The following is a 13,978-nucleotide window of genomic DNA, read 5'->3' as shown; positions in this document are numbered from 1 at the left end:
TGGGGGGAACGGAGAACGGGAAATCTTGGAATGAAGGGAGGCGATGGAAAGTGGCGTGCGCGCGGGAGCGTCAGGCCAGCCGGTCCTTCAGGCGGTAGTAAAGCCCCACCGCCGGCAGAAACCACGGCGGGCCGAAGTGGCCGGGAACGGCGGGCCAGTCGCGCCCGCGCCAGGGGTTGGCCAGCGCATCGCCCGCCATCACGGCGGCCATGCGCTCGCCCATGTGCACCGACATCTGCGTGCCGTGTCCGCTGTAGCCCATGGAATAGAAAAGCCCGTTGCGCTCGCCGGCGTGCGGCAGGCGGTCCTGCGTCATGTCCACCAGGCCGCCCCAGCAGTGGTCGATGCGCACGCGGCCCAGTTGCGGAAAGATCTCGGCCAGGCCCTGCCGCAGGATGTCTCCGCTGGCGGCGTCCTGCTGCGGGCTGGAGATGGCGAAGCGCGCGCGCCCGCCGAACACCAGCCGGTGGTCGGCCGTGAGGCGAAAGTAGTGGTGGATGTTGGCGATGGTGACGTAGGTGCGCCGCCCCGCCAGCAGGGCCTGTGCGCGCTCGGCGCCCAGCGGCTCGGTCACCACGATGAAGCTGCCGATGGGCACGATGCGCCGGCGCAGCCAGCCGAAGGTGCCGTAGCCGCCATGGCGCGAAGCGCCGGTGGCCAGCAGCACCTGGCTGGCCTGCACCGTGCCGCGCGCGGTGTGCAGGCGGTGCGCCTGGCCCTGCTCGCGCACGATGCGGTCCACGCAGGTGCCCGTATGGATCTGCGCACCCCGGCGCTCTGCCGCCACGGCCAGGCCCTGGGCGAAACGGCCCATGTGCATCTGGCCGCTGCGCTGGTACAGCAGGCCGCCTTCGAAGCGGTCGCTCTGCACCTCGTCGCGCACCTGGGCGGCATCGAGGATATTGATGTCGGTATCGACCCCATCGGTGATGAGCCGCTCGGCACTGCGGCGCAGCGCCGCCAGGTGCTGGGGCCGGGTGGCGAGCTTGAGCTTGCCGTGCCGCAGGAAGTCGCAGTCGATGGCTTCGTCGCGCACGATGCGCGCCACGGTGTCCACCGCCGCGTCGTAGGCGTGGTACCAGTCGCGCGCCTGCGGCACGCCGACCTTGGCGGCCACCTCGGCGTAGTCCACCGCCAGGCCGTTGTTCACATGGCCGCCGTTGCGGCCCGAGGCCTCGGGCGCCACGGTGGGCCCCGCCTCCAGCACCGCCACGCTCGCACCGCGCCGGGCCAGGGCCAGGGCAGCCGACAGGCCGGTGAAGCCTGCGCCGACGATGGCCACATCGACCTGCCGCGGCAGATCGTGCGGGGCCAGCGCCAGCGGGGGCACCGAATCGTTCCAGTAGGACTCGAGCTTCATGGACGGGGCCGTGCGGTGGGTGGAGAGAGCCCGTTGAATCAGAGGCCGACGACGCCCGGCAGACCGCCGATGTCTGCGATCTCTACATAGTTGTAGGCCGGGTTGCCCGGGCCGTGGCCGCGGTTCACGAACACCTTGTGCTTGATGCCGATGTCGTCGGCCGACATCAGGTCGTAGCGCAGGCTGGAGGACACGTGCAGCACGTCTTCGGGGTTGCACCCCAGCGAGTCGAGCATGTACTCGAAGGCTTGCAGGCGCGGCTTGTACGCCTGGGCCTGCTGCGCGGTGTACACGCGGTGGAACGGCGCGCCGAGCATGGCGACGTTCTTCTGGATCTGGTCGTCGGAGGCGTTGGAGAGGATCACCAGCGGAATCTCCTTGGCCACTTTGGCCAGGCCCGCGGGCACGTCGGCGTGGGGGTCCCAGGTGGGCACGGCGTCGTAGAACTTCTGGCCATCGGCATCCAGGTACTGGATCTTCCAGCGCTTGCACAGGCGGCGCACGGCGTTCTTCAGCACCACTTCGTAGGGCTTCCAGTCGCCCAGCACTTCGTCGAAACGGTAGGCGCTGAAGTCGGCGATGAACTGCTCCATGCGCTCGGCCGGAATGCGGTCGGCGAAGAGTTCGCGCGCCATCTCGCCCATGCGAAAGCGGGTGAGCGTGCCGTAGCAGTCGAAGGTCACGTACTTGGGACGGAATGTCATGGTCTCGAAGTCCTCGGGTTGGTCCGGTCACCGACCGGGGCGGTTCGCAGTGCCTTGTCCGGCGTTTGCGACGGTGTCATTACGAAGTGATTGAAGCATGCGGTTTTGCGGGTGTCATAGGGAAATGCGGGGGTGCGGCGCGAGAAAGCTGCGGTTTGCCGGGGGCCTTGCGGCATGCCGTGCGGTCTGCACCGCTGGCGTGCAACCGTGCACCGTTAGTGCGCCGCAGCAAAGTCGATGAGCACGCTTTTGAAGCGCAGGTTGGCCTCCACGGCCTGGCGCCCCAGGTCCTTGCCGATGCCCGACTGGTGGTAGCCGCCCGTGGGGATGACGAAGTCCGCGCTGCGCCCGTAGCGGTTGATCCAGACCGTGCCGGCGCTGATGCCGCGCATGGCGCGCAGGGCGCGGCCGATGTCCGCCGTGTGCACGCCTGCGGCCAGGCCGTAGTGTTCGTGCGCGGCCAGGGCCAGGCCCTCTTCTTCGGTGTCGAAGGTCTGCACCGTGAGCACGGGGCCGAAGATTTCTTCCTGCACGGCCGGGCTGTCGGCCGCCACGCCTTCGATCAGCGTGGGCTGGAAATACGCGCCGCCCGTAGCGCCGCCGGCGACCTCGTCGTACAGCCCACCGCCGCAGCGCAGTTGCGCGCCCGCATCCCGCGCGCGCTCCACGATGTCGAGGATGCGCGCGGCCTGCGGCGCCGAGATGATGGGCGGCAGCGTGGCGGCGTCGTCCCAGGTGGCACCGGGCCGCAGCGCGGCGAACCGGGCGCCGATGCGTTCCACCAGGGCCTCGGCGATGCCGCGCTGCACGATCAGGCGCGAGCCCGCCACGCACACCTGGCCCGCGTTGCCGGTGATGGCGCCGGCGATGATGCCGGCCAGCCGGTCGATGTCGGGCGCATCGTCGAAGACGAGCTGCGGGCTCTTGCCGCCCAGCTCCAGCGTGACCGGCTTGGGGCCCTGCAGCGCGCAGCTGGCCATGATGGCCGCGCCCGTGCGCGTCGATCCGGTGAAGGTCATCTTGGCGATCTTCGGGTGCCGGGTGAGCGCATCGCCCGTGGTGCGGCCATCGCCCTGCACCACGTTGAAGAGCCCGGCCGGCACGCCCGCCTGCACGGCGAGCTGCGCCAGGCGCACGGCGGAAAACGGCGTCATCTCGGACGGCTTGAGCACCACGGCGTTGCCTGCGGCCAGCGCCGCGCCCACCTTCCACGACATCATGACCAGCGGAAAATTCCACGGCGTGATGGCGCCCACCACGCCGTAGGGTTCGGCCACCACCATGCCCAGATGGTCGTGCCGCGTGGCGGCCACTTCGCCGCCCAGCTTGTCGGCGTATTCGGCGAAAAAGCGCAGCCCTTCGGCGGTGAAGGGCACGTCCCAGGCGGCGGCATCGCGCACCGGGCGGGTGGAGCACACGGCCTCCAGCGGCGCGAGGTGCGGGCCGTCCGCCTCGATCAGGTCGGCCCAGCGGCGCAGCACGCGGGCACGCTCCCGGGGGGCGCGGCGCGCCCAGTCGGTGGTGCGCCAGGCCTGCCACGCATCCTGCACCGCGGCGTCCACGGTGGCGGCATCGGCCAGCGGCAGGTCGGCATGCCATTGGCCGTCGGAGGGCCGCAGCACGGCGATGCGGCCGGCATCGGGCACGAGGCGCCCGCCGATGAAGTGGCCGGCGGGAACGGCGATGGACCGGGGATCGAAAAGCAGCATGGAACGGTGGGCGCGCAATGGCCTGCGCGCCGTTGGAAAAAGGTGCTTCGATGCTAGGCAGGAAGGCCCGGCATTTGTGCCCGTAACGCCCCGCGCCACCGCAGCGAATTGCAAAACGGACACGCCCGGCAGACGAAGCTTGCAAGTTGCGGGCAAACCCGGATTCGGGGTGGTGCGGCGCGCCGATGTCGTCCAAGATAGGTGCCCGATCCCTTCGCAACGCTTCGCAACGAGGACGCCGCCCATGCTCTCCACCGCCCTGCCCGCCACCCCCGCCACCGCCGAGGACGGCGTGCTGCTGCGCCCCATGACGCCCGGCGACCTGCCCCAGGCGCAGGCGCTGTCGGCCGAACTGCGCTGGCCGCACCGGCTGGCCGACTGGGAGCAGGTGTTCTCGCATTCCGAGGGGCTGGTGGCCGAGCGCGACGGGCAGACGATCGCCACCGCGCAGCGCTGGAAGTGGGGCGGGCGGCACGCCACCATCGGGCTGGTGCTGGTCACGCCGGCCTGCCAGGGCCGGCGCATCGGCCACCGCCTGATGACGGCGCTGCTCGATGGCCTGGACGACCACACCGTGCTGCTGCACGCCACCCCCGAGGGGCGCGGCCTGTACGAGCGCCTGGGCTTCGTGCGCACGGGCGAGGTGCGCCAGCACCAGGGCACCGCCCGGCCCACGCCGCTCATCGCCCTGCCCGCGGGCTGGCGCCTGCGCCCTTCGGGCCTGAACGAAGCCGCCGCGCTGCACCGGCTCGATGCCCAGGCGCGCGGCATGCCGCGCGACGCGCTCATCGACGACCTGGTGGCACGCAGCGATGCCTGCGTGGTGCTGGACCACGACGGCGAGCAGCGCGGCTTCGCCCTGCTGCGCCGCTTCGGCCGCGGGCATGCCATCGGCCCGGTGGTCGCACCCGACGCCGAAGGCGCCAAGGCGCTCATCGCGCACCTGGCGGGCATGAACGCGGGCCGCTTCACGCGCATCGACATCGACTTCGACAGCGGCCTGGCCGAGTGGCTGGAGAGCATCGGCCTGCTGCGGGTGGACGCGCCCACCACCATGGTGCGTGGTGCGCCGCTGCAGCCGGACGAGGGCACGGCGCCTGGCGCGCCCCGGCTCTTCGCCCTGGCCACGCAGGCGCTGGGCTGACCGGCACCGCACCCGACATGAGCCCCGCCATGCCCAAAACCACCTTCCTCTACAAATCCGACCCTGTGCGCGGGCGCCAGTGGGCGGGCGTGTTCCGCGAACGCGCCCCGGAGATCGACTTTCGCATCTGGCCCGACATCGGCGACCCGGCCCAGGTGCGGTTCCTGGCGGCCTGGGAGCCGCCGCAGGACCTGGGCACGCGGTTTCCGCAATTGCAGGTGCTGTTTTCTTCGGGCGCGGGCGTGGACCAGTTCGACTTCGCCGCGCTGCCGCCCGCCCTGCCGGTGGTGCGCATGGTGGAGCCCGGCATCGTGCAGGGCATGGTGGAGTACGTCACGCACGCCGTGCTGGGCCTGCACCGCGACATGCCCCAGTACCGCCGCCAGCAGCAGCAAGGCGAATGGCGCGCGCTGCCGGTGCGCCCGGCCAGCAGCCGCCGGGTGGGCGTGCTGGGCCTGGGGTCGCTCGGGCAGGCGGTGCTGGAGCAACTGCGCGGCCTGGGTTTCGACTGCGCGGGCTGGAGCCGCTCGCGCCATGCCATCGCCGGCGTGCATTGCCATGCGGGCACGGAGGAACTGCCCGCCTTTCTGGCGCGCACCGACGTGCTCGTGTGCCTGCTGCCGCTCACCGACGCCACGCGCGGTTTCCTGAACAAGGACCTGTTCGCGCAGTTGCCTGCGGGCGCCGGACTGGTGCATGTGGGCCGCGGGCCGCACCTCATCGACGCCGACCTGCTGGCCGCACTGGCCGTGGGGCAGATCGGCGACGCGGTGCTGGACGTGGCCGATCCCGAGCCCCTGCCGCCCTCGCATGCGTTCTGGCGGCACCCGCGCATCCAGATCACGCCGCACATCGCCAGCATGACGCAGCCCTTGAGCACTGCGGGCGTGGTGATCGACAACCTGCGCCGGTTCCATGCGGGCGAGCCGATGGTCGGGCTGGTGGACCGATCGCGCGGCTATTGAGGCCAAGCGGGGCCGGGTGGCGAGGAACGGGCCCATGGCGCACCGCACGATCTGCTGCCACCGCGCCAACAACCGCAGCGTGCTGCGCCAAAGCCCGCCAAAGCAGCACCACGCGCCCCGGGCACTGGCCTAACCTTGAAGCCATCGACAGACGTCTCCCCGCCACCGAACCTCTGCCCTTGCGACCGGAACCCGCCATGACCCAACTCACCGACCTGCCCCATCTCGCCTCGCTCGACGCCATCGACCGGGCGCACCTGATCCACCCCGTTTCGCCCTGGCGCACGCATGAACGCCGCGGCCCCAACGTGCTGTCGTCGGGCCAGGGATCGTGGCTGACCGATGCCCGGGGCAACGAGCTGCTGGACGCCTTCGCCGGGCTGTGGTGCGTGAACGTGGGCTACGGCCAGGAGAGCGTGGTGCAGGCCGCCGCGGCGCAGATGCGCCAGTTGCCCTATGCCACAGGCTACTTCCATTTCAGCAGCGAGCCGGCGATCCGCCTGGCTGAAAAGCTGGTGCAGATCACGCCGAAGTCGCTGAACCACGTGTACTTCACGCTGGGCGGCTCCGAGGCGGTGGACGCGGCGGTGCGCTTCATCGTGCAGTACCACAACGCCATCGGCAAGCCGTCCAAAAAACACTTCATCGCGCTGGAGCGCGGCTACCACGGCTCGTCGTCCACCGGCGCGGGGCTGACCGCCCTGCCGGTGTTCCACCGCGGCTTCGACCTGCCGTTGCCCACGCAGCACTACATTCCTTCGCCCAACCCCTACCGCGCCGCCGACCCGTCGGACGGCCAGGCGATCATCGCGGCCTCGGTGGCGGCGCTGCGCGCCAAGGTGGCCGAGCTGGGTGCCGACAACGTGGCGGCGTTCTTCTGCGAGCCCATCCAGGGCTCGGGCGGCGTGATCGTGCCGCCGGCCGGCTGGCTCAAGGCGATGCGCGAGGCCACGCGCGAGCTGGGCATCCTGATGGTGGTGGATGAGGTCATCACTGGCTTCGGCCGCACCGGCCCCATGTTCGCGTGCGAGGCAGAGGGCGTGGCGCCCGACATCCTCACGATGGCCAAGGGACTCACGGCCGGCTACGCGCCCATGGGCGCGACGATGATCTCCGACGCGCTCTATGCCGGCATCGCCGACGGCGCGCCCGAAGGCGCCCCCATCGGCCACGGCGCCACCTACTCGGCCCACCCGGTGAGCGCGGCCGTGGCGCTGGAGGTGCTGCGCCTGTACGACGAAGGCGGCATTCTCGCCAACGGCCAGCGCATGGCCGCGCCTTTCGCAGCGGGGCTGGACGCGCTGGCCGCGCACCCGCTGGTGGGCGATTCGCGCCACCGCGGGCTGGTCGGCGCGCTGGAGCTGGTGAGCGACAAGGCCACGAAGCGCGGCTTCGCGCCGTCGCTCGCGCTGTCCGAGCGCATCGCGGCCACGGCCTATCGCAACGGCATCGTGTTCCGCGCCTTCGGCGACAACATTTTGGGCTTCGCCCCCGCGCTCACCTATACCGAAGACGAGTTCGGCGAAATGTTCAAGCGCCTTCGCAAAACGCTGGACGACGTGCTGAACGAGCCCGACGTGCGCGCCGCCCTCGCCGGCTGAAACGACGCGCACCGCCACGGCAACCCACACAGCGACCGCGCGCCGCCGCAGAATCGAAGCCTCCTTCACGTCCCTCGATGCCGCCATGATGAACGAAGCCTTCAAGATCGACCGCCTGGACCTGCGCATCCTGGCCCAGTTGCAAAAGAACGGGCGCATGACCAATGTGGACCTGGCGGACGCGGTGGGCCTGTCGCCCAGCCCGTGCCTGATCCGCGTCAAGCGCCTGGAGCAGGCAGGCTACATCGCCGGCTACGGCGCGCACCTGCGGCTGGAGAAGCTGGGCGACACGCTCACCGTGTTCACCGAGGTCACGCTCTCGGATCACCGCCGCGAGGACTTCACGCGCTTCGAGGCTGCCATCCGCGAGGTGGACGAGGTGCTCGAATGCCACCTGGTGAGCGGCGGGTACGACTACCTGCTGCGTTTCCTGACGCGCGGGGTGAACCATTATCAGGAGGTGATCGAGGACCTGCTCGAACGCAACCTGGGCATCTCCAAGTACTTCAGCTACATCGTCATCAAGACACCGTTCGTCAAGACGCACTGTCCTATCGAGCGGCTTTTTCCCCACCAGCGCTGACCCGCGCCCGACGCCCATGCCCGATACCGCCCATCGCCCGCCGGCCCGCTTCGTGCGGCTGGCCGAAACCGATCGTCCGCAGATCGCCCTGACGATCGATGGCCTGCCGGCCACCGCACTCGCCGGCGACACCCTGCTGGTGGCCCTGCTGCAGCACGGCCGGCGGGTGCGCGACAGCGAATTCGGCGACGGGCCGCGCGCAGGTTTTTGCCTGATGGGCGCCTGCCAGGACTGCTGGGTGTGGACGCCTTCGGGCGGGCGGCTGCGCGCCTGCTCCACCCCGGCCGAGGCGGGCATGGAGGTGCTCACCCACCCGCCCGCGGCGCACTGGCCGGTGACGCTGGACCTGCGCGAGTCTCTGGCGCGCCATGCGCAAGGGGATGCGGCATGAGCGCCACCGCGGCCACACCAGCCGCCCCCTCTACCGCCACCCCCACAGACTCGCCCCGCATCGTGGTGGTGGGCACCGGCCCCGCGGGCGTGCGCGCCGCCCAGGCGCTGGTGCAGGCCGGGCTGCGCCCCACCGTGGTGGATGAAAGCCGGCGCGACGGCGGGCAGATCTACCGGCGCCAGCCCGAGGGCTTCAAGCGCCCCTACGCCAAGCTCTATGGCAGCGAAGCCGCCAAGGCCCAGGCGCTGCACCGCGACTTCGACGCCCTGCGCGCCGAAGTCGATTACCGGCCCGACACGCTGGCCTGGAACGTGACCGCCGGCGAACTGCACGTGGTGCACGCGGGCGCGCCGCAGACGCTGCCGTTCGATGCGCTGCTGGTGTGCTCCGGCGCCACCGACCGGCTCATGCCCGTGCCCGGCTGGCACCGCGCAGGCTGCTACAGCCTGGGCGCCTCGCAGATCGCGCTCAAGGCCCAGGCCTGCGCCATCGGCTCGCAGGTCGTCTTTCTGGGCAGCGGGCCGCTGCTGTATCTGGTGGCCTCGCAGTACGTGCAGGCCGGCGCGCGCGTGGCGGCGGTGCTGGACACCGCGCCCGCCGCCAAGCCCTGGGCCGCCATTGCCGGCCTGCTGGCCCGGCCCACGCTCGCGCTGCGCGGGCTGGGGCTGATCCGCGGCCTGCGAACAGCGGGCGTGCCGGTGCTGCAGGGCGTGGCGCCGCTGTCCATCGAGGGCGACGACCGGCTGGGCGTGCAAGGCGTGGCCGTGCGCGATGCGAAGGGCCAGGAGCGGCGCTTCGAATGCGATGCCGTGGGCCTGGGCTGGCACCTGCGGGCCGAGACGCAGTTGGCCGACCTGGCGCGCTGCGAGTTCGCCTTCGAACCCGTGAGCCGCCAGTGGCTGCCGCGCATCGACGAGGACGGCCGCAGCAGCACGCCGGGCGTGTACCTGGCCGGCGACGGCGCCCGCATTCTGGGGGCCGATGGCGCCGAGGCCGCGGGCCGCCTGGCCGCGCTGGCGGCGCTGGCCGACCTGCAGCACGCGGCAGGCCGTGCCCGCTACGAGCAAGAGGCGGCGGCGCTGCGGCGCACGCTCGGCAAGATGGACCGCTTCCGCCAGGGCCTGGCGCATGCGTTTCCGTGGCCGCACGCGCAGGCCGCCGCGCTGCCCGACAGCGCCGTGGTCTGCCGCTGCGAAGCCGTCACCGTGGGCGAGCTGCGCCGCTGCGTGACCGATCTGGACAGCCAGGAGGTGAACCGCGCGAAGGCTTTCAGCCGCGTGGGCATGGGCCGATGCCAGGGGCGCTTTTGCGGCCATGCCGCCGCGGAGATCGTCGCCAGCGCCTGCCACATTCCCGTGGAACAGGTGGGCCGCCTGCGGTCGCAGGCGCCGGTGAAGCCCCTGATGATGGACACGCGCGAGGTGCAGGCATGAATCCCGCCAGCCACAACCCCACGGCGCACGACACCGATGTGCTGGTGCTGGGCGGCGGCCTGATGGGCACCACGACCGCCTTTTTCCTGCGCCAGCATGGCCTGTCGGTCACGCTGCTGGAGCGCGAACTGGTGGGCCGCCAGGCCAGCGGCACCAACTTCGGCAACGTGCGCCGCCAGGGCCGCGAGCTGCACCAGATACCGCTGGCCAACCGCGCGCGCGCCGTGTGGGGCCGCATCCAATCGCTGCTGGGTGAAGACGCCGAGTTCGTGCCCTATGGCCACCTGCGCGTTTGCTACACCGAGCAGCAGGCCGCCGTGATCGAAAAACATGCGCACGACGTGAAACCGCTGGGGCTGGACCTGCAGCTCTTCACTGCCGAACAGTTGCGCCAGCGCTGGGGCATCTTCGCGCCCGGCGTGGTGGCGGGCTCGTATTCGCCGCAGGACGGCCACGCCAACCCGCGCCTGGCCGGCCCGGCCTTCGCCCGCGCCGCACGCCGTGCGGGCGCCCACATCGTCGAGCATGCCGAGGTGCTGCAGGTGGAGCGCGACGGCAACGGCTTCGTCGCCCACACGGCCGATGGCAGGCGCTACCGCGCCCCGCAGATGCTGGTGGCGTGCGGGGCCTGGTCCAACCGCATGGCCGAGCAGTTCGGCGAGGCCGTGCCGATGCAGGCGCGCGGCCCGCAGATGGGCGTGACGGAGCCGCTGCCCTATGCGCTGGGGCCTTCCATCGGCCTGTCGTCGCCCATCGAGACCGAGGGCCTGTACTTTCGCCAGATCGCGCGCGGCAACATCGTGTTCGGCGGCGGCCTCAAGGGCATCGCGCATGCCGACCAGATCCGCGCCTATGTGAAGCCCGACAACGTGCTGCGCCAGATGCGCGAGCTGCGCCGCTTCGTGCCAGCCTTCGCGAATGTGCAGTTGATCCGCGTGTGGAGCGGCATCGAGGGCTACACGCCCGACTGGCAGCCGGTGATGGGGCAAAGCGCCAGGGTGCAAGGGCTGCACTACGCCTTCGGCTTCAATGGCGAGGGCTTCGCGATCAGCCCCGGCGTGGGTGAAACCATGGCGGAACTGATCGCCACCGGCCGCACATCGATCCCGCTGGAGCCCTACTTCATCGGTCGGTTCGCGGCGGTGACGCAGCAAGTGGCGTAACAGGAAGTCAACCGAATGAAAACGATGAGAATTATTTGGGGATGATGATCATCCCTGTAGCCTCCAGACAGTAGTTGTTGCAAAATGATTCACCAACAACAAGAGGGGGATACATGCATCGTTTTGGATTTCAGACCGCTGTTATTGCTACATCGCTTTTTCTCTCGGGCTGCGCTACATGGTCAACGATTAGCGTGGACACCAATAACGCGGATGTAAAGACGGCAACCGCCGCAACTGCCAAGAGGGCTCCAACAGATATTACGTTGACAGATGGCGATGTAGTTGACCGTCGCTATCAATCATTGGGAGACGTGACAGTCACCGTCAACAAAACCACTCTCTTCCATCCAGAACCAACGCGCGAACTGGTGAACGAGAAGTTGCGTGAAAAAGGAGCAGAACTGGGGGCAGATGCAGTGATCCTGGTCCGATACGGAAATGGAGGAATTTCGATGATGAGCTGGGGAAGCTTGGAGGGCAAAGGCCGTGCAATCAAGTTCTTACAGTAGGTCAACAGTAACCGTCGCCGGACTCTTCTTGCTTGCCGGTTGTGCCGCGCCCGCCCCTGAGTTGCCGCGGCATACGAATCGCACACAAGAAATGGGTTACGCGACCTCTGGCGCCATTCCTGCAATATCCATAGACACAGCTTCGACAACAAGCGCAAGTACTCAGCCCGTTGCGCAAGTGTCAAAAAAGCTTGCAATGCTCTCTCGCCCTCTTTGGGAAAAACTTTCAGTCCAAGAGCGTCAGCAAATGGAAATGGGCTATGAGTTGAAATTGTTGGAGCCTGAATCTTATGGCGTCATCCTCGATGTTCAGGGGGCCGATCAATCCACGCCGGGTACAAACGGAGGTGCCTTATTAGGGGGCGCGATCGCAAACGCCGCCTATTTAGACAGGGCATTCAGCGGGAACAACAACTATTCCGCTGGGGCTAATTTGGCAATCGGATTACTGGGGGCGGCTTTGGGCTCGGCCGCCATGGATCGAGCGCCGACATCTCAGTTTCAATTTCGCTACACGATTAGGCAAGGTGATGGTGAAATTCAATATTTTGACGAGCTGAAATCCACGAGCTTTCGACATTCAGTAGGCGTATGCGTTTTATTGCCATCACTTAACTTGGTCAGCCAACAAATCTGCAACCAGACGAGTGAAAGCATAAGAGCAAGGTATTTCGTTCAGGCCGACAAGGACTGAACGACTCACCAGTGGGTAGTTGTATGCCGTTTGCACGAGATGGTTAAACAAACCGATGAGCCCACATCGGATAGATCGAAGCGGCCCGTCTAACCAACCAGCACCACGAAAACCTTGCGCAGCGTTTGCGTCACATGCCACTCGCCCGTCGTGTTCGACGGGAAGAACAGCGTGTCGCCCGCACGAATCGCCAAAGGCTCGCCGCCCGTGGGCGTGAAGGTGCAGGCCCCGGCCAGGATGTGCATGACCTCGGCATTGGCCAACTGGCGCTCGAAGCGGCCGGGCGTGCATTCCCACAGGCCCGAGCGGTTGTCACCCGCGCCGTGCAGATCCACATCGATGCCGCTGAACGCGCAGGGCGGCAGGGTCAGCGGGCGGGCGGGCGAGCCCTGGGGTTCGAAGCCCTCCAGGGTGGCGGACTGGCGCAGCACGGTGATGCTCATAAAAAAAGGCTTTCTCAAAAGACCGTTGAAGGCGTGAACACGGAAACCAGAAATCGCAGTGCAAAGACCGGCGCGGCGCGGCGGCGAAGCCTCAGCCCGCTGCCAGGGCGCGCGCCGCCACTTCGCAGAACCAGCGCACGCCCAGCGGCAGCGCGTCGTCGTTGAAGTCGTAGCACGGGTGGTGCAGCGCACGCTCGCCGTCGGGCCCGGGGTCGGCCCTGCCTTGGCCGAGCCACAGGTAAGCGCCCGGGCGGCGCTGCAGCATGAAGGCGAAGTCTTCCGAAGTGAATGCGGCGCGCGGCGCCATCTCGGCCCCGAGCCCGATGGCGCGTGCGGCCTCCAGTGCCAGCGCCGCTTCGGGGCCGCTGTTGAGGGTGGCGGGGTAGTAGCGCGAATAAGTCACCGCCACCTCGGTGCCGCTGGCCAGCGCCACGCCGTGGCAGGTGTCGCGCAGCGCGGCCTCGATGCGGTCTTGCGACGCCGGATCGAAACTGCGCACCGTGCCGGTGATCTGCACCTCGGCCGGCAGCACGTTGTGGCTGTGGCCGCCCTCGATGCGCGTGACCGACAGCACGGCCGATTCTCCGGGGTCGATGCGGCGCGCGACGATGGTGTTGAGCTGCGCCACCAGCTGGCTCGCGGCCAGGATCGCATCGGGCGTGTGGTGCGGCTGCGCGGCATGGCCGCCGCGCCCGCGCACGGCGATGTCGAAGCGGTCCGCCGCAGCCATGATGGGTCCGGGCCGCGTCTGCGCCTGGCCCAGCGGCAGGTCAGGCCAGTTGTGCAGCGCATAGACGCTGTCGCACGGAAAGCGCTCGAACAGGCCGTCCTCGATCATCCGGCGCGCGCCGCCCTTGCCTTCTTCCGCCGGCTGGAAGATGAAGTGCACCGTGCCTTCCAACCCGTGTGTGCGTGCCAATTGGCGCGCCGCGCCGATCAGCATGCTGGTGTGGCCGTCGTGCCCGCAGCCATGGTGCGCGCCCGGCGTGCGGCTGGCATGCGCCGCCTTGCCCAGTTCCACCATCGGCAGGGCGTCCATGTCGGCGCGCAGCCCCACGCTGCGGGGCCCGCTGCCGCAGCGCAGCGTGCCGACCACGCCCGTGCCGCCGATGCCTTCGTGCACCTCCAGGCCCAGCAGCCGCAGCGACTGCGCCACGATGCCGGCCGTGCGCCGCTCCTGAAACGCCAGCTCGGGGTGCGCGTGCAAGTCGCGCCGCAGCGCGACGAGATCGGGAAGCAGGTCGGCGACCGGGCGGGCGATGGTGTCCAGGCTCAT

At 69.2% G+C, this 13,978-nt stretch carries 14 protein-coding genes; 9 read left to right on the top strand and 5 right to left on the bottom strand.

Annotated elements, in window-relative coordinates; translation table 11 throughout:
* Positions 1 to 70: 70 nt before the first annotated feature.
* The 3 genes from AVHM3334_RS10450 to AVHM3334_RS10440 all read right to left on the bottom strand — a co-directional run bounded on the left by AVHM3334_RS10450 (position 71) and on the right by AVHM3334_RS10440 (position 3,773).
* A complete protein-coding gene (locus AVHM3334_RS10450) occupies positions 71 to 1,360 on the bottom strand; it encodes an NAD(P)/FAD-dependent oxidoreductase (RefSeq protein ID WP_284412032.1) in 1,290 nt (429 codons plus the stop codon).
* Positions 1,361 to 1,398: 38 nt separating this feature from the next.
* Entirely contained in the window at positions 1,399 to 2,064 is a 666-nt protein-coding gene (locus tag AVHM3334_RS10445; protein ID WP_284412030.1) for a haloacid dehalogenase type II, read from the bottom strand.
* Between the two features lie 215 nt (positions 2,065 to 2,279).
* On the bottom strand, positions 2,280 to 3,773 hold the full coding sequence (locus tag AVHM3334_RS10440; RefSeq protein WP_284412028.1) for an aldehyde dehydrogenase family protein: 1,494 nt from the start codon (positions 3,771 to 3,773) through the stop codon (positions 2,280 to 2,282).
* A gap of 244 nt (positions 3,774 to 4,017) precedes the next feature.
* Between AVHM3334_RS10440 and AVHM3334_RS10435 the strand changes: the two genes are divergently transcribed.
* The 9 genes from AVHM3334_RS10435 to AVHM3334_RS10395 all read left to right on the top strand — a co-directional run bounded on the left by AVHM3334_RS10435 (position 4,018) and on the right by AVHM3334_RS10395 (position 12,259).
* On the top strand, positions 4,018 to 4,917 hold the full coding sequence (locus AVHM3334_RS10435; RefSeq protein ID WP_284412027.1) for a GNAT family N-acetyltransferase: 900 nt from the start codon (positions 4,018 to 4,020) through the stop codon (positions 4,915 to 4,917).
* A gap of 29 nt (positions 4,918 to 4,946) precedes the next feature.
* Positions 4,947 to 5,882: a 2-hydroxyacid dehydrogenase gene (locus AVHM3334_RS10430; RefSeq protein WP_284412025.1), complete on the top strand. Its 936-nt coding sequence runs from the start codon at positions 4,947 to 4,949 to the stop codon at positions 5,880 to 5,882.
* Between the two features lie 197 nt (positions 5,883 to 6,079).
* On the top strand, positions 6,080 to 7,483 hold the full coding sequence (locus AVHM3334_RS10425; protein WP_284412023.1) for an aspartate aminotransferase family protein: 1,404 nt from the start codon (positions 6,080 to 6,082) through the stop codon (positions 7,481 to 7,483).
* Positions 7,484 to 7,571: 88 nt separating this feature from the next.
* Entirely contained in the window at positions 7,572 to 8,066 is a 495-nt protein-coding gene (locus AVHM3334_RS10420; RefSeq protein WP_092746020.1) for an Lrp/AsnC family transcriptional regulator, read from the top strand.
* Between the two features lie 16 nt (positions 8,067 to 8,082).
* Entirely contained in the window at positions 8,083 to 8,457 is a 375-nt protein-coding gene (locus AVHM3334_RS10415) for a (2Fe-2S)-binding protein (RefSeq protein ID WP_284412021.1), read from the top strand.
* A complete protein-coding gene (locus tag AVHM3334_RS10410) occupies positions 8,454 to 9,890 on the top strand; it encodes an FAD/NAD(P)-dependent oxidoreductase (RefSeq protein WP_284412019.1) in 1,437 nt (478 codons plus the stop codon). The genes AVHM3334_RS10415 and AVHM3334_RS10410 overlap by 4 nt, the downstream gene beginning before the upstream one ends.
* Positions 9,887 to 11,053 carry an NAD(P)/FAD-dependent oxidoreductase gene (locus AVHM3334_RS10405; protein ID WP_284412017.1) on the top strand — a complete coding sequence of 389 codons (1,167 nt, stop codon included), beginning with the start codon at positions 9,887 to 9,889 and terminating at the stop codon, positions 11,051 to 11,053. Before AVHM3334_RS10410 ends, AVHM3334_RS10405 begins: the two co-directional genes overlap by 4 nt.
* Before the next feature lie 194 nt (positions 11,054 to 11,247).
* Positions 11,248 to 11,565 (top strand): hypothetical protein, encoded by a 318-nt coding sequence (locus tag AVHM3334_RS10400; protein ID WP_284412016.1) that lies wholly within the window; start codon positions 11,248 to 11,250, stop codon positions 11,563 to 11,565.
* Positions 11,566 to 11,656: 91 nt separating this feature from the next.
* Positions 11,657 to 12,259, top strand: coding sequence for a hypothetical protein (locus tag AVHM3334_RS10395; RefSeq protein ID WP_284412014.1), 603 nt, complete (start codon positions 11,657 to 11,659; stop codon positions 12,257 to 12,259).
* A gap of 89 nt (positions 12,260 to 12,348) precedes the next feature.
* Here AVHM3334_RS10395 and AVHM3334_RS10390 read toward each other — a convergent pair whose 3' ends face one another.
* Together AVHM3334_RS10390 and AVHM3334_RS10385 are read right to left on the bottom strand one after the other, a co-directional pair.
* Entirely contained in the window at positions 12,349 to 12,702 is a 354-nt protein-coding gene (locus AVHM3334_RS10390) for a cupin domain-containing protein (protein WP_284412012.1), read from the bottom strand.
* Between the two features lie 91 nt (positions 12,703 to 12,793).
* Positions 12,794 to 13,978 (bottom strand): amidohydrolase, encoded by a 1,185-nt coding sequence (locus AVHM3334_RS10385; protein ID WP_284412010.1) that lies wholly within the window; start codon positions 13,976 to 13,978, stop codon positions 12,794 to 12,796.

This window comes from Acidovorax sp. SUPP3334, assembly GCF_030159055.1.
Lineage (GTDB): Bacteria > Pseudomonadota > Gammaproteobacteria > Burkholderiales > Burkholderiaceae_C > Paracidovorax.
The sequence above is the reverse complement of the archived record's forward strand: the minus strand, read 5'-3'. Positions and strand labels throughout refer to the sequence as shown.